The sequence below is a fragment of the Pseudoalteromonas umbrosa genome (assembly GCF_030125375.1).
In the GTDB taxonomy this organism is placed as follows: domain Bacteria; phylum Pseudomonadota; class Gammaproteobacteria; order Enterobacterales; family Alteromonadaceae; genus Pseudoalteromonas; species Pseudoalteromonas umbrosa.
This window is the reverse complement of record NZ_JASJUU010000004.1, coordinates 448,387-470,425: the sequence shown is the minus strand read 5'-3', so window position 1 is coordinate 470,425 and position 22,039 is coordinate 448,387. Positions and strand designations below refer to the sequence as shown.

Sequence of the window (22,039 nt, the reverse complement as noted above, 5' to 3'; positions counted from 1 at the left end):
CTCCTTGTTTATTTTCACACCGATAATAAATCAACCACAGTGTATATACAGCTAATTGCGTCTAGCCACAGCACAAACCCGACCAATCAAATTAATCACTATGTTCTGGCCACTGCCACTAGCTGTTCGCGAAACCACTTAATCGCCTGTTCATCTTTATTTTTAATATGCCAGTACACTTTCATAGCATAACTTTTAATAGGTACCGGTGTTTCGAATTGAGATATTTTAAATTGCTTGCTTATCGCATCTAGAAAACGCCTTGGCGCAGTAAAAATGGCATCACTTTGCTCAACGATATATGGCGCACTTGAGAAATTAGCGACCTTGTACTGTACAGTTCGTGAGAGACCATGCTCATTTAACGCATCATCCACCATGCCTCGAATGTCTTTGCCAGTGCCTGCGAGCAAATGAGGGTAATGGCAAAACTGCTTAATATCCTGCGGGTTTGCCAATATTGGATGGTCATTTTTTACCACTGAGACAAAATCATCGCGATATAAGGTTGTCACCATCAAGCTCGGATGGCTGGACTCAACTACGCTAATTGAAAAGTCTACTTCACCACTTTCAATTTGACTGGCCAACCCGCGTTTATCCAATTTGGTGAACACAACCCGCACTTGAGGTGCAACCTTAGCTAAGTGGGTGATCAATAACGCTGACAAGGCTTGCTCTACAAGGTCGCTCGTCGCGATATAAAATGTTCGTGTCGATGTTGTCGGTTCAAACTGCTCTTGAAAGAGAATATTCTTTTCAAAATCATTCAACCAACGATTAAGTTGCGGCTTTAATGTCTCTGCACGAGGCGTCATGACTAACTGATTACCTTGGCGGATCACCAGCGAATCATTAAAACTATGGCGCAGCTTTTTGAGTGTATGACTCACCGCTGACTGTGTCAGCCCCGCTCTTTCGCCTGCTCGAGTTAAGTTTTTTGTCTCGAATATAATCTGTAACAATCTGAGTTGATTCAATTCGATATCTGAAATATTAGCCATACCACCACTCAACTATTAATCATACTCATGACTATATTATGTCAATTAATTTCATTAATGAAGAGTAAATTCATAAGCTGTGTGACATCAAATGAATACACAGTTTCAAAAATAGGAAGCATCATGAAATTAAAAACACTACTGGCACTTGGCACTTTGACTTTAAGCCCAATCGCGCTGGCTGATGACATCTTAGTTGTGATGTCAGATACCGCACAAATGACCCTCAAAAATGGCACCGAATACAAAACGGGTGTGTACCTCAATGAGCTAATGGAGCCTGTTAAACTATTTTTAGAAGCAGGCCATACTTTAACCTTTGCCTCGCCAAAAGGCATGGCCCCTAGACTAGACCCAGTGTCTGATACCGCCGATCACTTTTTAGATACCAGCAAAGCAAACTACACTGCGCATAAAGCGTTATTCAATCAACTGATGATCGATGATAAGTCACACAGCCCTGTGGTGAGCTTCTCTCGTATTGAGCAAATTGGTATCGAGCAATTTGATGCCGTATTTGTACCGGGTGGGCATGCGCCGCTGGGAGATCTGGTTGCCAATCCACAGTTAGGTGAATTCTTAAAACATTTTAACTCAGAGAAAAAACCGACAGGGTTAGTTTGCCATGGCCCAGTAGCGCTGCTCTCCGCATTGCCTAATGCAGCAGAGTTTGAAACACAGATGAAGCAAAACAAAGATGCTAAGCCTGCACAGGGCTGGGTGTATGCAGACTATCAAATGACCACGTTTAGTAACTCAGAAGAGACTGTCGCAACGAAATATTACCTAGGTGGCGATGAACTACACTATTGGCCGCAGGATGCCTTAACTAAAGCGGGCGGTAAATACTCTCGCGGTGAACAAGATTGGCATCCACATATTGTTGTTGACCGCGAGCTCATTACAGGTCAAAACAACAAGTCTTCTGTCGGTGTCGCAAAAGCCTTACTAAAACAACTTGAGCAATAACCGCTCTTTTAAGATAAAGCGTGCCTCGGCACGCTTTTTTTGTTTCTACTGTACACGCCACCACTTCCAAAACCTATGTACTCGATGGCATGTAGCTCTCTTACATCAACTGCAATCAATCACTTTGCAATTTTGATTAAATTAAACCCCATATGCATACCCGACACACTTGGCTTACCCACTGTGAATTAATATTACTAATACCTAAATAAAAGCAATTAATTTTATTAATAACCCTAACACCGATAATCTAAACGCAATTCAACAGAGAGCTAATTTTGGAGTAAAGATATGACACAGTCTGTTTTAGTTACCGGTTCTAACAGTGGTTTTGGATACCTGATCGCAAACACCCTTGTTCGCCAAGGTTTTAAAGTGGTCGGAACAATGCGTGACCCTCAAGGGCGTAATGCATCGATTGCCAACGAGCTTAAAGCCAACGGCATCATGGTTATCGACATTGACGTCACCGATGATAAAAGCGTGACTGACGGCGTCGCTTTAGCCATCGAACAAGCCGGACATATTGATGTTGTGATTAATAACGCCGGCGTGGGCACATTAGGCTGGCAAGAAAGCTTTGATATTGATGACTTCAAAAAAGTATTCGACATCAATGTATTTGGCGTCCAGCGCATGACACGTGCGATATTAGGGCACATGAAACAGCGTGGTAGCGGTACACTTATTCAAGTATCAAGTATTCTGGGTCAGTTTGTATTGCCATTTTTGGGCTCTTACAATGCCACCAAACACGCCGTGGAAGGATTAGCTGAGAACTACAGAGTAGAGCTTTCTCAATTCGGTATCCAATCTCTTATTGTACAGCCAGGTGGTTTTGGTACTGACTTTGGCGCAAATCTATTGCGCTCAAGTGATAAAGCAGTCACACAAAGCTATGGTGAGTTTGCCGATGCTCCTGAGCAAATGTGGGCAGGTACTGAAGCCGGACACGATGCGGATACTGCTCCTAATCCACAAATGGTTGCCGACGCAGTACTTGAATTATTGAAGACACCAGCAGCGGAGCGTCCGTTTAGAACCACAGTGGATGGCTCAGGACTTAACCCGGTCATTGAAGCAACCAATCAAGCAAGAGAAGCGGCGATGCAACATATTTATAAACTATATGATATGGACCACCTGCTAACATTAAAGCAAAACTAAATCCCAACCATCCTCGTAGCCCCCCTGGCTACGAGGTCTAGTTATTAATTTAACTCTGTCATATGATGTTTAAACACCGCTTCTAGCTCATCCATTTTAAATGGCTTACCCAAATGACCATTCATGCCAATTGCTAGGTATTTGTCCACTTCAGATTGCATAACATTTGCCGTAAGCGCGACAATTTTTAGTTGCTCCGCAGTATATTTTTCACGTATGCGTTTGGTCGCTTCAACCCCGTCCATGACTGGCATCTGAATGTCCATGAATACAATATCAAAACGCCCTTGCTGCTTTGTGATTGTATTCACCGCCGCTTGACCATCTTTTGCGACTTCAACCTCAACACCTGTAATACGTCCCAATAGCTTAAGCGCAACGATCCTGTTGATTTCATTGTCTTCAACCAGCAGTACTCGCATGCTGTTACCTTGCAGCACATCCGAGCTCACATCTTGGGACTTTTTACCTTTCTGCTTATCTGTGACTTCAGGGTTTACTTGTTTTGGCTGCTTTTTAGGCTGTGATGTAGTCGTTTCCGTTGTCAGCGCCTCAATCAAATCTCTTTTTAATAGCGGCTTGTATAAGATCGGAAAGCCCGACTCAGTTTCAATACTCTCTCTGGTATGGGCTGTATAAATCACGACTTTTTTAGGCAAGTTGTTTTGCTCACTGAGCTTATTTAGCAGTTCATTGGCTTCACAATCAGGTAAAACCCAATCGACTAACAAAGTATCAAATGTCTGCTCTGTTAATATGGATTGCGCATCTTGTCCGGTCGTCACACCAGTCACTTTCAGCCCTATCGAGTGTGCAATATTTTGACTTATCTCTAAATAGATAGGGTCATCTTCAACAATTAAAATTGAGCCAGATAACATCTGATGCTCAATCTCTGCTTGAGGACCGGTCATAAGCTCAAGAGGCAGGTTCACCGAGAATTGAGACCCTTTACCCAACTCACTGTGTACTAGAATTTCCCCTCCCATTAACTCTGTAAGCAGCTTGCAAATGGTCAATCCAAGCCCAGTGCCACCATATTTGCGTGTGGTCGACGACTCAGCTTGTGTAAAACGCTCAAATAACTGCTCCACTTTATCTGCCTCAATACCAATACCAGTATCTTCAATGGTGACCAATACCCAGACCTTACCCCCTTCTTGCTGCTGTTGCTTTACCCTGAGTGTAATGGTTCCCTCTTCAGTGAATTTGACAGCATTCGACGCAAAGTTCAGCATAATTTGATTAATCCTAACCGGATCACCAATATACTGTTTGCTGAGTGTTGGGTCTAAATCAAAAACCAGTTTCACACCTTTAGTATTGGCTAGTGGGGTAATTAAAGAACGTAAATTATCCAGCAAGTCCTCAAATTGAAACGGCACATGTTCAATATGCAGCTTTTTAGACTCTATTTTAGAAAAGTCCAAAATGTCATTAATGATGGTGGTCAGCGCATTGGCTGAGAAGCGTACCTTCTCAAGGTAGTTGCGCTGCACGCCCGTCAGCTCTGTTGAGAGTAAAATATCTGTTAGGCCCAAAATGCCATTCATTGGCGTACGAATTTCATGGGACATGTTAGACACAAATAGAGATTTCGTTTCTGCAGCCTGATTCGCCATTAAATTCGCTTGTTTTAAGTCAACTAACAAGCGAGCGAGTGCAAGAATAATCAATAAAAAAATCACACAAATAAGTAATAAAATGGCACGCATCATTTGCCACTTAACAGCATCAATTGACTGAGAGACACCATTGATATCACGCGAGATAACCATCGCAATATCGCTTTGCTGAATGGGCACAAGTAAATTTGATGCTTTCAGTGCATTTTCCAACACAAACTCAATATGTAGCCGCAGCACTCTCAATTTAGGCGCTTGAGACTCTATTTGCTTGAGCTGAGATACCAACATCAATAGCTGATGATTAACGCGCTCGACCACAGACACAGAGTTGGTGACATGTAGATTAGAGACCAGAGCAACACTGCTGCTGATTAACGCTTGTGTATCTGCATCAAACTCATCTTTTGCTAGTTCAAGTTGGGCAATATATCGATATGATGTTTTCAACATAGATGCCAATTGCATATAAGTATCTATGGTATTTTTAAATTCATCGAGTGATGATTTAAGCTCGTTATTTAATCTTGAATTAAGCGTGAGCTCGTTGATCACGCGTTCAAACTCTAACTGCTTTTGTGCATGTCTATCAAAGTGATAGACATTGCGATCCATTGCAGAAAAAGTCTCCAAAGACAGCTCAGTCGCAATACCTTGAAGCTGCCTTTTCAACTTAAGCTCTTGCTGATGGTGCGCACTCATAAAATAAGCATCAATAGCTTGATCGCCAAACATCCAAATAAGTACTAGCAAACATCCTTCTATTAAATATTTCACTCGGCTAAAGACCTCGGCAACTCACCTGAAAATGATTGCAGCAACGCTTCAATATCCGCAACATCCCCATCACTTAAATCCAAACCCAATTGACCCCTTGCCATAATGCGGATCGCATCAGACAAACTGTCAACCGAGCCATTATGAAAATAGGGTGCAGTCAACGCGACATTGCGTAAACTGGGCACTTTAAATACGTACTTATCTTGCGGGTTTTGTGTCAACTCATAGCGCCCGAGGTCATCGAGCAACTGGGTCGGCACTTTATCTAGACGCCCCACTTTTTGATATAAGTTCCCACCTATATTTCGCCCTTGATGGCAAGTAACGCAGCCGTATGATACAAACTTGTCATACCCCCGCTGTTGCTGAAGCGTCAAAGCACTGCGGTTGCCAAGCAAAAAGTCATCAATTGGGCTATTTTGAGAAATAAGAGACGCCTCGAACGCGACTAAGGCTTTAATAATATTGTCTACTGTGATCCCATCGCTTGAAACCGCATTGAAACTTTTTACAAATCCCGGTTGGTCACTGAGTTTTTTTATCACCTCTTGCCAGTTAGTACCCATTTCCATCGGATTATGGATAGGTTCTGGGGTTTGAGACTCTAAATTTGGGCTGCGTCCATCCCAAAATTGCCTAAAGTTGAGTACAGAGTTGATCACAGTAGGAGAATTACGTGTGCCGAGTTGCTGTTTAATACCGACCGAGACAGGAAAGCCGTCATCCCCGCCATTGTAAAGGTCATGACATGATGCACAAGAGACTGTGTTATCGGATGAGAGCAAGGGACTTTTGAATAAGGCTTTTCCTAATTGCGCCCATGCGACATCATACTCTTTTACCACTGGTAAGGGCTGAATAGGGGCATCGACTTTGCGCGATTGATAAACAATTTCAGTCGAGTGATTCGCCTCATCTTGCTGCCATTGATACTGTTGTGAAGCTTTAAATTGTGCGATAAGCACAACACCTATAGCGAGCAAACACATAGTCACAAACACCACATATCTACTACTCATAAACGCATCCTTGAAAGCACCTTAGTTCGAAAATGACTCACTACAGTATAGACAGCACTTTATAAAATGACTTTTAAATTAGTTCGTCCACGCCTATTGTGATGCGCTCAGCCACGACTTACTTCGCCTTACACTAGTGCAATCAGCTAATCTCGCTTTTGATATGGTGAATGATAATGTGTCTAAATCAGTTTCCTCCCTAAATTTTATCTAAACTAAAATCATTTAGGGCTTTGGGGTTTGCTAAACGAATAACTTTTTGGCTCACATAGTTGCTCAACCTATGCTGTATCATCGCTCTGGTATTGTTGTGTGTTCGCAACACAAATATCAACATTTTGGGTAATTTCGTGATTAGCAATCGTCTTCCTCTCCAACCAGCTTGGGCTTGAAATAGCGCTAACATACTTCTTTTTATCACCCACCAAATATGAACTAATATATTAAAGTCAATAAAAATAATTAAGTCAGACTGGCTAAACCTATTATCAAAAGTAGATTCATAACCCATCCCCTCAATGATCCATTTAGGTTCTTTTAACAGTGCTTGATGTGTCATATTAAACTCTGCCTCAGGCACTAAACTCCACTCACCTTTACTCACCAACAAATCTAGATGGTGAACCGGTAAATCATGTATCCTTCCGAGTTTCAATGCTAAGGTCGACTTACCTGAACCGCTATTTCCAATGATAGTAATTTTGCACATGTTATAACTTTCCTGTTATGAAAAATTCCTTGATTAATCGAATTGAGATACTGAAATTAAAAATTAATGAAATCGTCAAAAAAATTAAATATCTCATTTTAAATAACGAGAAAAGTTCAAAAAAACAACACATCAAACAAAAAATAGGCAAAAAAAAGAGCTACCAATTTTGACTAGTAGCTCTATAGACTCTCTTAACCAAGCTCAACCTTGGTTTATATAAATATTACACTTATTACTGAGAACGAAACTCAATTTGGTGTTTTAATTTTCCAAACGAAACTACATTGCTGCCTATCCGCTCTCAGTTTTAAAATCCTAGACCACAGCAACCTATCAAATTGCTTGATAATTGGTAATCGCCAGAATAGTTCAGCAAGCAACGGATACAAAGAGTTTTCATTCATTGGGACATCACCGTAAAACTGCGGTAGCTTAAAAGGGTAAGATCTTAAATACTCTTGATAAAGTAGGCCCATTTTCGTTTGCCTTACTTTCCAAGGCTTCGCGAAAGCGAAGTGGTAGACAACTGCCGGTTTATTACTTAGTCCAAGATGATTATATTTTTCATCTAAATTTAGCCATTCATTGCCAAATGCAAGATTTAAAGCATCCTGATCTTGATACAACAACTCCCCTTTATTGTTTAACTTTGCTAATTCCAGTGCTTTATCGAGCTTTTTAGAAACAGACAACTTATCACAGTCCATAAGAAGCACGCCTGCGTTAAAATAATTACTTAATTCAAAGCGTTTTTTTAGCACCTTGGAGTATTTATGTGTATCAACAGTTCCTACAGCACCTAACTCATATTCACCCATATCAAGTTCAAACAATTCATCTAAACTACCATCAATAATGGTATCTGAGTCCATATAAAGTGCTCTACCGGACTTGATATATCTAGGAATAAATAGCCTTGCATACACAACGACAGGCCACCTTGCCGAGCCTTTTAAATCGTTTTCAATTTCGATTTCAAACTCTCGAAATTGACAGCCGTATTTTTCACATAACAGTTTCAAATTTTCTGTGCAAAAGCTTCCTACTTTAAATAAATTAACTGTATAACCTGGGTTATTGGAAACCAGTGAGTAAATTGATATTGCAGCAGGTTTAACAAACAATTCAGTAATACAAAATACAACATTTTTTTCTATACCATCACAAGGCATAGTTGATTCCTCCATTTAATTTATAGACATTATTTATTGATTTTTTATTATTTTGATTTCTAAATAAGTTCATAAACTCAACCTAGAGTAACATCCCTGTTTCAGTTAAGCCGTATTAGTTCTAAAGAGCTATCAAGCTAAAGTCATACTATATATCTCTCCAAAAACTGGCGATAGTATAGGCAACTGCCTAGCTTGGAGCATGGCGCAATTATCTTCAATCACACCTGTATTGATACGATGTTCTTCTGGCCATTCCAATGTTAAGCGGTTAACACCAGACCTTATATACATTGCATCGATGTCTAACTGTGCAGTGCTCCAAGTCTGGCCAACCTCTATCTTGCCAACTGACTCTCCATTCACCTTGACTTGAACAGCTGCAGTTACACCTTTATTCGCCAACTTAGAGCTACAAGTTATATTTAATGAAAGGTGGCGCTCTCCTTTTGACACAAAGTCAAATTCGCTCACTGGGGACAGGGCATTGTAATAATCAAATTTTGATACTCCCTCTACCATTTGAGTGTTACAAAATGCATCCACATGATAATACGGATCAAGTAAATCATGCTGACCTTTTACTTCAACAGCATGTTGCTGGATCTGAAGTTCCAGCAGCTGTGCAGAAATGTCTTGTCCAACTTCTTGGGCCGCCTTTACAAAACCATCGCATAACGTTGTATCCAAACATTTAAATTCCATGGATGTAATATAACGCTGGATCTGTGTACACGCCTTTTCCAAAAGCTCACTCGTGGGCTTATTCATCCACGTTGGTACGTTCACATTTTGTACTTCCATTAACATTGTCATTGTGTCGACGATTGAAGCATTATATTGAACTGCTTTTTTACAATAGTACTCGACACAGTCAATATCTTGACCCCAATGGGCATTATGTATAGCCGCAAGTAAATGCGCTGATGACTCAGTATCTGCACAAGGGGCTAAAGCGGATTCAAACGCTATATGGACATCATCACCTTGTACTTGATGGCTGATCCGTTGCGCCAGTGCGGCCATCGAGACTCTTATCCCTGTACTACTCAAGTGGCAATAGTCTAAGAAAACTTCGTTCCCAGCTACTGGTAAGTCAAGTGAATCATTAAACACTTTAGCCAAATCAATAATATGAGCCTCAACTCTGGATAACTCTGTGGTTAATGTCTGCTTAATATGATTGGTAATTCGGGGCACTAAGCGCATTTGTGTATTAAGTAAAACCGCATCTCGTGCACGCTCTAGTGCTTCTTTATATGCTTTATCATCGCCAATCTGTTTATAGGCTTGCGCCGCTATGTATTGAGTTTGCGCAGCGAGACCACCATCACCCTGTTCCATTTTTTTAATAACATCTAAGCTTGCTTCAAACTGTCCTTGCTCTATAAGTTGCATGGCCTCATCACGCAGCTCATGCCATAAAGGCTGGTCAGTACTCGCTATGCTTGACGGTGGATATTGCGTGATTTCTTTCCAACCGGTTAAATTAAATTCAGGTAATACCCAGTACAGTGGTACTCCCTGTGAAGTGAATGTTTCCTCTAGCGTATCCACTAAGCTTTCAATATTTTTCGCAATACCTCTCTCAATTGCGTCTTTAATCGCTGCAGGCCCTTGCTCTTTATACTCACTCGATAATGCTAGAGCATCCTCGAAAGACTTAAGGTAACCCTCGCCTTTTAACCAGTTATTACCTGCAAAAATAATAACTCCGTCAGCATCTAAACATTTGGCCCCTTGAGCAACTTCAACAAGTGTTTCAAAAGAAGCATTTGTTTTTGCAAAATCCAATACTTCCACATCTTCATCTAGCTGCGTATTTAACAAAGACTCTAGAACCTTAGCTGGTGTGTAAATCGGATCATAAAACATACCTCGAGCAACTGATTCCCCTAAAAATAAAAACCGTTTACCCGTTTTTTGCTTCTTAAAACCCGCTAGCGCAGACCAAAAAGGCCAATCTTTGGAAGTACTTTGGTCTCGAACATACTCTTCATTCTCAGCATTTATTTTCCAGATCCCGACTCTGTCTTCAGTTTGTATTCGATTGAGATTATTCACAGCTTGTGTCGGTACCTGTAGCAAGCCAGTTTGAATCAATTGTTTAACTAAGCCGCTGCCATTTTGTGAAGAAACATCACGTGCTAATTCATCAGCTAATTTTCGATATTGGTTAATCATAGTCATCGTACTGCCCTTTACATGAATGAATAAACTGCATGCCCAATTGATTTCTCATCAGACTGTTTGCTAATAGGAGTGTTCAAAACACCCACTTTCCAGAGTTCAGGTACCATCTCTTGCGACAATACAAAGTCCTCCAAGACTAAAAAGTCGATTTCGGCACGTACAAAGCACATAATCGCATCCAGCGGACTACATACAATAGGCTCTCCTCTAACATTAAACGAGGTATTCAATAGAATTGGACAATCTGTAATGCGGTTAAAATGGCTTAATAACTTATAAAATCTATTTTCATAATTAGGATTTACAGTCTGTACACGAGCAGAATTATCAACATGAGTGATTGCTGGTAAATATAAAGAGGACTTTACCTGACATGTCTCCAACATAAATGGCGAGTCTGTATCAAGATCAAAATGAGGAGCAACTTTATCTTCCATAATCGCTGGCGCAAATGGTCTAAACGATTCCCTTTTCTTCACTAAAGCATTTATCTTATCGCGCATCTCCTCACCTCTAGGGTCAGCAAGAATTGAGCGCGCGCCCAGTGAGCGAGGACCAAACTCCATACGCCCTTGGAACCAACCGATTACTTTCCCATCAGCCAGCTGAGTCGCTACATAATTGAGTAACCCTTCTTCATTACCACTAAAGTCTTCAAATGTCGCATTAGAGCTGACTAATAAATTCTTGATATATGTCGAGTCGTATTCTGGACCAAGTAGCACGCTCTTTAGCTTCTCACTGCTTGGACGCTTTGATGTTCTCCTCTGATATACCACTGCAGCAGCACCCAAGCTAGTACCAGCGTCTCCTGACGCAGGCTGTACAAAGAGGTTTTCAAACGGCCCCTCTCTTTTTATACGTCCATTTGCGACACAGTTTAGAGCTACACCACCTGCCATACACAAGTTTTTGCTGGGCACTTGTTCATGTAAATACCGCACTTTTTCCAACAAGATTTCTTCTAGTACAACTTGGAGGCTCTTTGCAATGTCTTTGTGGAATTGCAATATGGCACTTTCAGGTTCACGAGCCGGTGTATTAAATAACTTAATCAACTCTTCTGAATACATGCATTCTTGCTGTAAAAATGCAAAGTATTTCATATTTAGCGCGAACTGCCCTTTATCCTTAAGCTCAATCAATTGCCTTATCTGCTTGGCATATCTGGGCTTACCATAAGGTGCTAACCCCATCACCTTGTACTCACCACTATTCACCTTAAAGCCAAGGTAACTAGTCACAGTACTGTATAACAGGCCGATAGAGTCTGGGAAACTCACCTCTTCAAATAATTCAAGCTTACTATGCGCTCCCTTACCATAAGAAGTTGTTGACCACTCACCAACACCATCGACAGTAAGTACAGCAGCCTCGTCAAATCCAGAGAAGTAAAATGTACTTGCAGCATGAGATAAGTGATGCTCAACAATTTCAATGTCGCCGCTGTACCCTGTCTTTTGCCTGATGATATCCATAGGTGACGGTTGAGTTAATTGCGCAGCTACTTTCGCTTTGTAATGTGCACTAGCACCTTTTTGGATACCCATCCAAATTTGTCTTGATAATTTTTTTTCGGGGCATTCATAATATGCGATGCAGTCAACTTGATCTAACGTGACCTGAGCAACTTCCAAACAATATCTCAAACTTTGCTGAGGAAATGACTTATCATTTTTTACTCGACTGAAGCGCTCCTCTTGAACTGCGGCAACGAGCTCTCCATCTTTCATAATGCAACATGAAGAGTCGTGATACCCAAAGGATATTCCCACTATCACATTACTGGGCTTAAATTGATTTTTGTTATCCATAATGCTTCTTTTTATATTGATTTTTTATATTGATTTTAAATGTCGCTTATCTAAGCGCCATTAACGAATTAGTCGGCCCGGTGAATGATTCACCTATCTGAAAAGGCGAGCTAGGGGTCTGCTGTATATTTACTATACTCTCATAACCATACTTAGATGACTGCCCGAAAAATATGACAGGTATTGCATAAAACCCATATATAACAATGCTCGAATTCAACTTGGAATGGTTGAATTAGCGTGATTAAAATGGATAATGCCTCACCCCTTCACAGAAGTAAGGCATCTTTATGGTGCTTAAAAGGGGGATTTTGTCTTTAGTTTGAGTGAGGACGAGTCATTCCTACTAGCACTTTTCGAGCTCCTGAATATGGCTGCCTGCCATGTGTGCACAGCATATTATCTACCAACATAACGTCTCCTTTTTGCCAAGGTTCAAAAACAGTATGTTGTTCATATACCTCGCGAATAAAGCGCAAATCCTCTGTAGGTATTTCGCTACCATCAGCAAAAAATACATTTCTAGGGTACATATCTGACGACATTTGCGCAGCCAGTGCTTCTTGTACGTCTGTAGGTAAACTACTAAAGTGAAACAAGTGCGCTTGATTAAACCAGACTTTTTTCCCTGATACAGGGTGAACTTGTGTTGCAGGTAATGTCTGTGATGTTCTCAAGTGGCTGTCTGTTATCCATTCAAAATCAATGTTTCTTTGCTTGCAAATCGCCTCAACCTCTTGCTTATCTTCTGTTTGAAAGGAAACTTGCCAACTTAGGTCTATGTCCGAATAGTTACGCACATATTTAAGTTGTTTACTCTCAAATTTGTTTATCAGCTCCTCAGATAATGCATTATAAACACTATGGCTATTGCACACAGGTGTTGCTCCCCCCTCTTTAGGTTCTACAAGGCAGAAGAACCCTAAAAATAAAGGCCATTCATTGGTATATGCATTTTCATTATGCTGAGGAATATGCTGATCTGGCGGATACTCTGTTGAAGTATACACATTTGCTTTTAGCTCAGTTCGCGGCGTGGAGCGATAATGGTAACTCAATAACGGGCTGTCAAAGTAGCCTTCCATTAAATTGCCAAATTGCTTACTACTTCTAACATTCAAACCTCTCAATATCACAGCCCCATGCTCCGAAATTGCGCGCTCAATATCATCGCGCTGGGCCAACATGCTACTAACTATGTCACCTTCTTTTTTTACTTCTATTATTTTTATCATATGCTTTTCATCTTCCATTCATTCACTGAACGACACTCTTTACATCAGTGAATATTGAGCACTGCTTTGTTTTCAACATACGAAGGTAAATCAGAAATGATGATCGACTGATTATGATTCACGCCACCTCGTACTTCTATAAACTCGCCTGAAGTCATACCGAACTCAATATCAACCAAAGTGGCCTGATCTGAATTCGCATTTAACCTATATATTGCTTTAGTTTGACCTGTAACAGCATTTGCAGGTCTTCTCACGTAGTAAACGTCTTTCAGCTTGCCAACGATGATCGTTCCATCCACACTTAATTCAGGTCTCGCGCTTTGCGGCATATCACCGGACAAGCGAATTTCAACCTCAACAGTATTGTCCTCCACTATCGGATCTATCCGAGCAACTTCACCTTTAATTTCATCCATTCGGGTATCAATAATGGCCTCCATTCCTAACTTCACTTGCTGTACTTTTCCTTGAGGTACTTGAATTAACGCAATTAAATCTTTATCACTCCCCACTAACGCAATTTCTTGACCAATTGATAAGTTTTGTCCAATCTCAATTGAAAGCCGTTGCAGTACGCCATCAAAACCAGCCTTTACCTTCAGGCTTTGAAAGCGCTGCTCTGTCAGTTCTAAGAGCTCATTTTGCTGGGAGATTTCCTGTTGATTTACTTCATCCGTAATTTTAAAAATACGTTCCAATTGACCGATTTGTGATTTCTTGGAATCAATTTCTCTAGCCAGTTTATCGACTCGTAACTTCGTTTCTTCATAAGATAATGAAGAAATAATGCCTTTTGCGTTCAGCTCAAATTGGGCCGCTAATACTTTGCTAACCGACTCGTGCTCTGCAATCAAGTTATCCAAAGCGACATGTTCATTCAATAGCTCTTTTTCTTGTTCAAGTTGCTTTTGCTTGAAGTTTGTTTCCAATCGGACTAATTGATAGCGCGCATTTCTTACCTCAAGTTCTAATTCAGGGTTAGACAATACAGCAATGACGCTGTCAGGCTTTACTATAGCGCCAGGCTTTAGAATGACTTCACTAACTGTTGCAGTCGTCAACGAAGTGATCAATCTCTGTGTCTTAGATCGCAACTGCCCATAACCATCAACTGAAATTTCCAAGTCACCTTTAGCGATTGGTGCAATAATTAGACTGTCCTTACTTAAGCTCTCCCCTTCTTGTACAAATCCGAACCTGTAAATTAGTAGTAAAACAAGCAAAACAACGACCGATACTAACGCTTTATTTTTAAATATCGGACGCGGTTTTTTTTCTACTTTTATATCCATCAAATTGTCCTTTTACACAATTGAACACTGAGACTCTATCGATTTAGCCAACCTAGAAATGCCCTCTTTAATCGTTGTTTCATCTGCATAACTAAAAGATAATCTAACGAAACGCTTCCACTTCGTGCTGTTTACACAGAAAAAAGAAACGGGCATAACAATGACACCATATTGCGCTGCTGACTTTTCCACCCACTCAAAGTCGGCTTCAAAAGGTAGCTCTAGCGTTTGGAAAAAACCGCCTGAGACTTCTTCATATAGTTTTACGCCAAGTGGTGATAAAGACTGTTTAACAGCTTCTACTAGCGCCACTTTTCTAGCGCCATAGTGCTGATTAATTTCAGCCATACGTGCTTTAAAACTGTAATCATTTTGGATCAAAAACCCACCAATAACAGCCTGAGCTAACGCACATGTATTGATGGACGTTGCGCTTTTATAATCACTTATTCGCCTCTCACCGTGGTCTTTTGTTGCTGGCTCAACTAAATACCCAACACGTAGACCTGGACAAAAAATCTTGGAAAATGACCCCAAGTGATAAGTAACGCCTTGGTTATCTAGAGCATAAATACTCGGCAGCCGCTTTCCCTGATAACAAAAGTGGCTATATGGGTTATCTTCTAATATTTTAAAATGATACTTTACAGCCAATTTGATCAAAGACTGACGTGTTGACTCTGACATGCAAAAACCTAACGGGTTATTGAAGTCAGGATTAATATATACTAACTTAATCGATATCCCTTGAGATTGAATCTCTTGCAGAGCTTGTTCAAATGCCTCACATGATAGATCCCCCCCTTGGCACAACTTAGCAAAGTCCAAAGTAACTAAGCGCTTTTGCTGGCCTTCCAACACCTCTTTTACACCGATATAAAAAGGCTCTATGGCAACGACGCACTCGTTGTCATTACGCACCTCTTTCATTACAACTAAGTTAATTGCTTCTTGGCTGCCATTGGTCAAAGTGATATTTTGCTCTGCAACACTAAAGCCTTCGTCATTTCGCAAAAACTGCGCGATTTCATGATTTATCAAGCCTGAGCTAGAAGCATAACGATACAACAGTGACGAAGATAATGGCGACGCATCCTCATACACTTTTATAAAGTTAGCCCAAGACTCATTCTGATAAAACTCAGGACTAGGCTGACCCGCAGCAAATGAAATTGCTTGCGGGTACTTAGCTGAGACCTCGTTTAAAAACTGCATCACATTTGTTTGATTCATTTATTCAACTCTTGATTATGAATGACAGTGATTAACATGCATTTTGCTTATCAAGCGATTTTAAATCTTCGCTTAACAAAGATTTAAACGCATCAAAGCTAGTGGTATTTGTGAGTAACTCTTCATGCTCCCCTTGTATAACAACTGTCTCAAGGTTGTGCTCTAAAATAGTTTGCCACTGCTGCTGGTACTGCTCGATATCATCCCTTGTGCTGGCAACAACCAGTTGTGTTTTGATGTCACTTCCGAGCGATACCTGCGGGCGATATGCCTCTCGATAGTCAAGTCCTGCATATAACATAGTTTTGATTCTATCAATGCTGTCTAGTCCTGGCACATTTGCACTCAGTATAACGTCAGCAACAGATGCAATAACTTGCTCTTTTGATGCACCTTGCAGCGCATTATCATCGATACCCGCATCTATATTTTGCAGTGTCACACCCGCAAAAGCTGCTAAATACTTCATGAACTCAGACACGCTAGTGAGAGGCTCACTTTGAGGCAGCATTGGATCAAGCATAACTAAATATTCAACCTCATCACCACCTTTGAGCAGTTCATATGCAACATAATAAGCAACCTGAGCACCTGCAGACCAGCCACCTAACCGGTAAGGACCTGTAGGCTGATGCGCTTTAATTGCTTCAACGTAATAACTGGCAAGTTCACCAATATTCTCGAACCTCAGTTCATGGTCGTAAATGTAGGGCGCTTGGATACCTATAACCTGTGCAACTTCGCTGACCTCAGTCGCCAGTTGATGGTAACAGTTAACTCGGCCAGAGAACGGATGCAGCATATATAAAGGCGTTGCATTAGACCATTTATTAAGATTCACTAGCGAACGCGCACTGCCAGTTTCTGTTTTTCCAATCGCCCCTAAGTGCTGTGCGAGTAGCTCGATACTAAAGTGGGTTTTAAATGTATCAAGCCCAACCCCACTATAGCCTTGTCTACTCAGTCGATTCAGTAATGTGAACATTAATGACTCATCTCCAAGCATATTAAGGATTGGCTGATCCAGTTCAAACGTACTGTCTTGAAGACCTGTTATATCAGCCAGCAATGCGATAACCATATTTTCTACTTTCGTGCTCGGCCTGCGCTTTTCATCTTGACCCAAATGCTGACTTAAGGCGATTTCAGCGAATGCGTTTAAGTACTCCGACACCTCTCGCATCATCTCAGCAATAAGTTCTTTACTGTACTCTGACTCACAATAGCTCAAAGAGCACTCTAACTCGCCATGATGAATAAGTGCTTTAAAACTCAGAGGATATAAACGCTTTCTATTGGTGCTCTGATTAACGCCCGAAGACTCTGACGCAAAGGTAAATAAGGAAGAATCTGACTGTGCGGCATCAAACTGACCTAGATAGTTAAAGCAAATTTCAGATGCTTCAACTGCAGAAATAGCTGGCATGTCGGCATATTGTTTCAATACAGAGAAACCAATCCCTTTGTTAGGTATACGGCGATAATCTTTTTTCACTTGCTCAATCATAGTGAAACTATCTTGCGCGCCACATAAATTAAGTAACATAGGATAAGAACTAGAGAACCAACCAACCGTTTGGCTTATATCCAACCCTTCTGCAATAGGCTCCCTACCATGGCCTTCCATATCAACCCTAAACTGCTGCACACCGCTTTTGCGCATACCTCCTGCCAGCGCAGCCAATAATAACTCATTCATTTGTGCATCAAATGCCTTTTGACAAGTTGTCAGCAAGGCGCTTGTCATTTCTTTGCTTAACTTGAATATGTATTCAATGGATTGCGCAGGCACTGCTTGATGCAATGAAGCATTGTGCTCTTGTAACCTTAATGTATCAACATTATTATCCGCTTGCTCCAGCCAATATTGATGTTCTTTAGCCAAGTCATCACTCGATGCATACGCTTTTAAAAATCTACCCCACTGCTGATATGAAGATGTTTTTTCTGACAAGCTAAGAGGTTTACCCGTCAGCCATTGTTCATACAGCACGCTCAAATCGTCTAATAATATACGCCATGAAACACCATCAACCGCTAGGTGATGTATTACCATCAATAAACGGCCTCGTTCAGACTCATCACCAGACCAATAAGTGGCCTTTACGATTTCACCATCTTCGGGTTTCAAACTAGTTTGGATTAAATTCGCTTCTTCTGTTAGCGCTTCCCAGCCACCTGCAGGTTTAGTTCTGACGTCAACAGCAGACTCAATTAGCGCTTGGTCTAAAGCTCTATGCGTCCCAATCCAGCTGCCCGTTTTATCTGAAAATTGTAAGCGCAAAGCATCGTGTCGTTTATACAACGCCGTTATCATCTCAATTAAGCAAGCACTATCAAAAGACGCCGGTGTTTCAAGCATCACAGCTTGGTTGACATGATGCCAATCTGTTTTATCTGATAGTAGCCCCTGCTGCACTGGCAACAGCACAATATCTCCATCAATACTCCCTTGAGGTGCATCAAGCAAACGCCCTGTTTTTACTTCTTTTGACAAAAGCCTGATCGTTGGAGCATCAAATAGATTTTTAACACTAAAATGAATACCTTGCTTCGCAGCACGAGAAACCAGCTGAATCGATAAAATAGAATCGCCACCCAGTTCAAAAAAGCTTGCAGTCACACTGACCTGGGAAACGGGTAGCTGTAACAAATCTGACCAAAGTAATTGCAGCTGAGTTTCTACCTCACTTTCAGGTTCTACATAGGCACCACTGAGCACACCTGACTCTGGTATCGGAAGTGACTTTCTATCAACTTTACCATTTGGTGTTAATGGCCAGCTCTGCACTTCAACTAATAGACTAGGTTGCATATGCTCTGGCAAATGCTCTCTTAGCTCTCCTCGCAGCTGCTCAACATCTATTTTATGGCCAACAGCGGCCTCAACATAACCAATTAATCGTTTGCCCTGATCATGCTCTTGAACGACCGCAACACTGCTTGCCACACTTACGGACTTCGATAAGGCATGCTCAATTTCACCTAACTCAATACGGAAACCTCGGATCTTGACCTGCTCATCGTATCGTCCTAAAAATTCAATATTCCCATCAGCATGATAGCGTGCTAAGTCACCTGTTCGATAAAGACGACCCGCGCCGAATGGATTATCAATAAACTGCTGTGCGGTCAGCTCCTCTCTATTTAAATAACCTAATGCGACACCATCACCACCTAGGTATAACTCTCCTACAGCCCCAAAAGGCAATACATTCTGTTCCTTATCTAGGATGTAGGCTTGGCTATTTGCCATAGGCTTACCAATTGGAATGTTTCCCTTGGCAATACTTTCTTTGGTAATTTCATGCTGAGTAATAAACGCCACAGTTTCTGTTGGGCCATACGTATGAATAAAATGCTTTGGCTTACACGTTTCGACAACCTGCTCTGCAACCGCAACATCAATTTTATCACCACCAACGAGTAAGTAGTCTAGGCCAGCAAAAGTCTCTGTGAGTACTGAAGCATATTGCTTAAACAAACCTGCTGTTAATTGAACAATGCTGGCACCACTAAATTGCAGCCTAGCTTTAAATTGTTGTGCATCCAGCAATTCATCTTGTGCGACAATTAATAACCTCGCACCATTGAGCAAAGTTGCCCAAATTTCCCAAGTTGAAGCATCGAATGAAGGGTTCGCGCAATACGCAACACAACTTTGATCTGTGATATTAATTAAAGGATCTGTTACTGTACTGCGCAGCACATTACCATGGCTCACCATGACACCTTTGGGCATACCGGTTGATCCCGAGGTATACATTACATAAGCAACCTCTCCTGGCGTAACGGTACTTTGCAGCGCTGCTAACCCTTGCGATTGAATCTGTTCTTCCAGTTGCCAAAGCTCTATTTCATGCAGCGTGGTATCTGCTGTTAGCACTTTTGGTAAAGCGTTAACATCATCCACTAAAATATGCTGTGCATTAGCATCCTTTAGCATAAACTCAAGTCGCTCTTGAGGATACTCAGGGTCCAATGGCACATAACCTGCTCCTACTTTGAGAGTAGCCAGCATTGCAACAATTAACTCGCAAGAGCGCACGGCTGCAATTGCCACTAAAGTACCTTCTGTTACGCCACTTTCTTGTAGATTTAGTGCCAGCCTATCTGACAATTGATCCAGCTCTTGGTACGAATAAAACTCAGCTCCAAATTCTAAAGCAGTGGCATTAGGGTTTTTAAGCACTTGCTGTTGGAAAGTACTGACAATGCTTTTGCCTTCCAGCGAGGTTACTTGCTTACTTTGTTGCTTTTCAATCAGTGCATTAGTATTCGATGTATAAAGCTCTGAAAGCGGAGCATCATTACGATAGTTCGACATTTGCTGTAAAACGGTTGCTAACGCATCTTGGAACAACGCAATAGTCGATTGTGAGAAAATAGCAGCATTATACAGCCAATTGACATTTACACCTTTATCACTGACATCGACAGTAAGATCTAAATCGAATTTAGCCACTTTCACATCTGATGACCAAGGCGCTAACTCTATGTCCGGTAACTCTAAGCCTTGCTGCGTTAGGGTATTAACTGACAAAACAATCTGGAATAACGGAGATGTCGCCTCATTTCTCTTAACTTTGCAATAGTCTAGCACTTGATCGAATTGCACATCCTGATTAGACATACCATCAATATTGACCGATTTAACATGTTCAAGGTAGCTATCTATCTGTGCAAACTCTGTATTAGTTCTAAGTGCTAGTGTATTAACAAATAAACCAATTAATTGCTCAGTATTATCATTTAAGCGATTCGCAATTGGCGCACCAATAACGATATCTGAGTGACCAGAGAATTTAGAGACAACTAAAGCCAGCGCCGCATGAACTAACATAAAAACGGTCATGTTTTTGTCTTGTGATAGCTGTTTTAAGCCATGAGCGATACTGCCATCAAGTTGGAATACACTCTCTTTGCCAATAACTTGCCTTTGATTATTTCGAACATAATCAAGCGGTAGGGAATGTGTTGTTGGTGCATTAGCAAGCTGTGCTAACCAATATTGCAGCTGCTTTTTAGCTTTATCACCATCCATACTCTGACGATACCAGTTGATGTAATCCAAATACTGAATATCAACGCTAGGTAACGGGGCCGCTTGATCCTGCTCACCAGAAGCATAATGTTGATAGAGAGTCGTGAATTCTTGCGTAAGCACATTCATCGACCAAGCATCTGAGATGATATGGTGCATAACAAACACCAAAATGCCTTGTTCTTGATTATCTTCGCCTGTCAAAATATAACTGGCTTTGAGCAACATATCCTTAGCCAAATCAAATTGCACGGAAAATAACGCACTAACTAAGCTATCTATGGTGTTTTTATCTTGTCCAAAGCGCTCATAAAGTTCAATGTTGACGTGACGTGCGTCCGTAATTGATAGAAAAACATCTTCATCTTTTTCAATAAAATTACTTCTCAATATTTCATGTCTTGCGACAATATCATTTAACGCATTAGAAGCTGCTACGACATCAAATTTGCCATTAATTTCTATCGCAATTGGCATGTTGTAATTAGCAGAGCCATTCTCTATTTTATCTATTAACCACATGCGTTTCTGGGCATTATGAACAGGGTATAAATCTTCTGTTCGATCTATCTTGGTTATCTGTTGCTGTGTTTGCCCGCTGCTCTCATACTGCTTTAGTACATTTATTATTTGTTGTTTGTGCTCTTTCAGCATTGAGATAAGCTGTTGTGAAGGTGGTAAGTCAAAACTCACATCGAGTAGATCACCGTTTACCTTTAAGCTGATCCCCTCAGCCTCACACTGAGCAAATATTAGGTCAGTATTCAAAATCAATCT

General features: G+C 41.0%; 13 protein-coding genes. 2 read left to right on the top strand and 11 right to left on the bottom strand.

The features are described 5' to 3' along the window. Positions 1-98: 98 nt before the first annotated feature. Positions 99-1,004: a LysR family transcriptional regulator gene (locus QNM16_RS16745; protein ID WP_284021568.1), complete on the bottom strand. Its 906-nt coding sequence runs from the start codon at positions 1,002-1,004 to the stop codon at positions 99-101. 123 nt (positions 1,005-1,127) lie between these two features. Here QNM16_RS16745 and QNM16_RS16740 point away from each other — a divergent pair, with 123 nt between their 5' ends. Together QNM16_RS16740 and QNM16_RS16735 are read left to right on the top strand one after the other, a co-directional pair. Continuing rightward, the gene (locus QNM16_RS16740; RefSeq protein WP_284021567.1) at positions 1,128-1,973 is read left to right on the top strand and encodes a type 1 glutamine amidotransferase domain-containing protein; all 846 of its coding nucleotides are present in this window, start codon (positions 1,128-1,130) and stop codon (positions 1,971-1,973) included. Between the two features lie 291 nt (positions 1,974-2,264). Further along, positions 2,265-3,140: an SDR family oxidoreductase gene (locus tag QNM16_RS16735; RefSeq protein ID WP_284021566.1), complete on the top strand. Its 876-nt coding sequence runs from the start codon at positions 2,265-2,267 to the stop codon at positions 3,138-3,140. A 44-nt stretch (positions 3,141-3,184) separates the two neighbouring features. On the opposite strand, the gene QNM16_RS16730 is transcribed toward QNM16_RS16735, so the two are convergent. The 10 genes from QNM16_RS16730 to QNM16_RS16685 form a co-directional block, all read right to left on the bottom strand. Further along, the gene (locus tag QNM16_RS16730) at positions 3,185-5,518 is read right to left on the bottom strand and encodes a response regulator (protein WP_284021565.1); all 2,334 of its coding nucleotides are present in this window, start codon (positions 5,516-5,518) and stop codon (positions 3,185-3,187) included. A 20-nt stretch (positions 5,519-5,538) separates the two neighbouring features. Then, the gene (locus QNM16_RS16725; protein ID WP_284021564.1) at positions 5,539-6,564 is read right to left on the bottom strand and encodes a cytochrome-c peroxidase; all 1,026 of its coding nucleotides are present in this window, start codon (positions 6,562-6,564) and stop codon (positions 5,539-5,541) included. A gap of 199 nt (positions 6,565-6,763) precedes the next feature. Next, the gene (locus QNM16_RS16720; protein ID WP_284021563.1) at positions 6,764-7,273 is read right to left on the bottom strand and encodes a P-loop NTPase family protein; all 510 of its coding nucleotides are present in this window, start codon (positions 7,271-7,273) and stop codon (positions 6,764-6,766) included. Positions 7,274-7,524: 251 nt separating this feature from the next. Further along, complete coding sequence (locus QNM16_RS16715; RefSeq protein ID WP_284021562.1) at positions 7,525-8,448, bottom strand: glycosyltransferase family 8 protein; 924 nt, start codon at positions 8,446-8,448, stop codon at positions 7,525-7,527. Positions 8,449-8,580: 132 nt separating this feature from the next. Next, entirely contained in the window at positions 8,581-10,638 is a 2,058-nt protein-coding gene (locus QNM16_RS16710) for a hypothetical protein (protein ID WP_284021561.1), read from the bottom strand. A gap of 11 nt (positions 10,639-10,649) precedes the next feature. After that, positions 10,650-12,455 carry a carbamoyltransferase family protein gene (locus QNM16_RS16705; protein WP_284021560.1) on the bottom strand — a complete coding sequence of 602 codons (1,806 nt, stop codon included), beginning with the start codon at positions 12,453-12,455 and terminating at the stop codon, positions 10,650-10,652. Between the two features lie 317 nt (positions 12,456-12,772). Continuing rightward, positions 12,773-13,690 (bottom strand): TauD/TfdA family dioxygenase, encoded by a 918-nt coding sequence (locus QNM16_RS16700; RefSeq protein WP_284021559.1) that lies wholly within the window; start codon positions 13,688-13,690, stop codon positions 12,773-12,775. 44 nt (positions 13,691-13,734) lie between these two features. Then, entirely contained in the window at positions 13,735-14,985 is a 1,251-nt protein-coding gene (locus tag QNM16_RS16695) for an efflux RND transporter periplasmic adaptor subunit (RefSeq protein WP_284021558.1), read from the bottom strand. 12 nt (positions 14,986-14,997) lie between these two features. Continuing rightward, complete coding sequence (locus QNM16_RS16690; RefSeq protein ID WP_284021557.1) at positions 14,998-16,218, bottom strand: aminotransferase-like domain-containing protein; 1,221 nt, start codon at positions 16,216-16,218, stop codon at positions 14,998-15,000. A 31-nt stretch (positions 16,219-16,249) separates the two neighbouring features. Next, entirely contained in the window at positions 16,250-22,030 is a 5,781-nt protein-coding gene (locus tag QNM16_RS16685) for a non-ribosomal peptide synthetase (RefSeq protein WP_284021556.1), read from the bottom strand. Positions 22,031-22,039 lie beyond the last annotated feature (9 nt).

Excerpts from the sequence above, each read along its gene's own strand:
- QNM16_RS16745 (WP_284021568.1), bottom strand. The coding sequence starts at position 1,004 with ATGGCTAATATTTCAGATATCGAATTGAATCAACTCAGATTGTTACAG.
- QNM16_RS16740 (WP_284021567.1), top strand. The coding sequence starts at position 1,128 with ATGAAATTAAAAACACTACTGGCACTTGGCACTTTGACTTTAAGCCCA.
- QNM16_RS16735 (WP_284021566.1), top strand. The coding sequence starts at position 2,265 with ATGACACAGTCTGTTTTAGTTACCGGTTCTAACAGTGGTTTTGGATAC.
- QNM16_RS16725 (WP_284021564.1), bottom strand. The coding sequence starts at position 6,564 with ATGAGTAGTAGATATGTGGTGTTTGTGACTATGTGTTTGCTCGCTATA.
- QNM16_RS16720 (WP_284021563.1), bottom strand. The coding sequence starts at position 7,273 with ATGTGCAAAATTACTATCATTGGAAATAGCGGTTCAGGTAAGTCGACC.
- QNM16_RS16715 (WP_284021562.1), bottom strand. The coding sequence starts at position 8,448 with ATGCCTTGTGATGGTATAGAAAAAAATGTTGTATTTTGTATTACTGAA.
- QNM16_RS16710 (WP_284021561.1), bottom strand. The coding sequence starts at position 10,638 with ATGACTATGATTAACCAATATCGAAAATTAGCTGATGAATTAGCACGT.
- QNM16_RS16705 (WP_284021560.1), bottom strand. The coding sequence starts at position 12,455 with ATGGATAACAAAAATCAATTTAAGCCCAGTAATGTGATAGTGGGAATA.
- QNM16_RS16700 (WP_284021559.1), bottom strand. The coding sequence starts at position 13,690 with ATGATAAAAATAATAGAAGTAAAAAAAGAAGGTGACATAGTTAGTAGC.
- QNM16_RS16695 (WP_284021558.1), bottom strand. The coding sequence starts at position 14,985 with ATGGATATAAAAGTAGAAAAAAAACCGCGTCCGATATTTAAAAATAAA.
- QNM16_RS16690 (WP_284021557.1), bottom strand. The coding sequence starts at position 16,218 with ATGAATCAAACAAATGTGATGCAGTTTTTAAACGAGGTCTCAGCTAAG.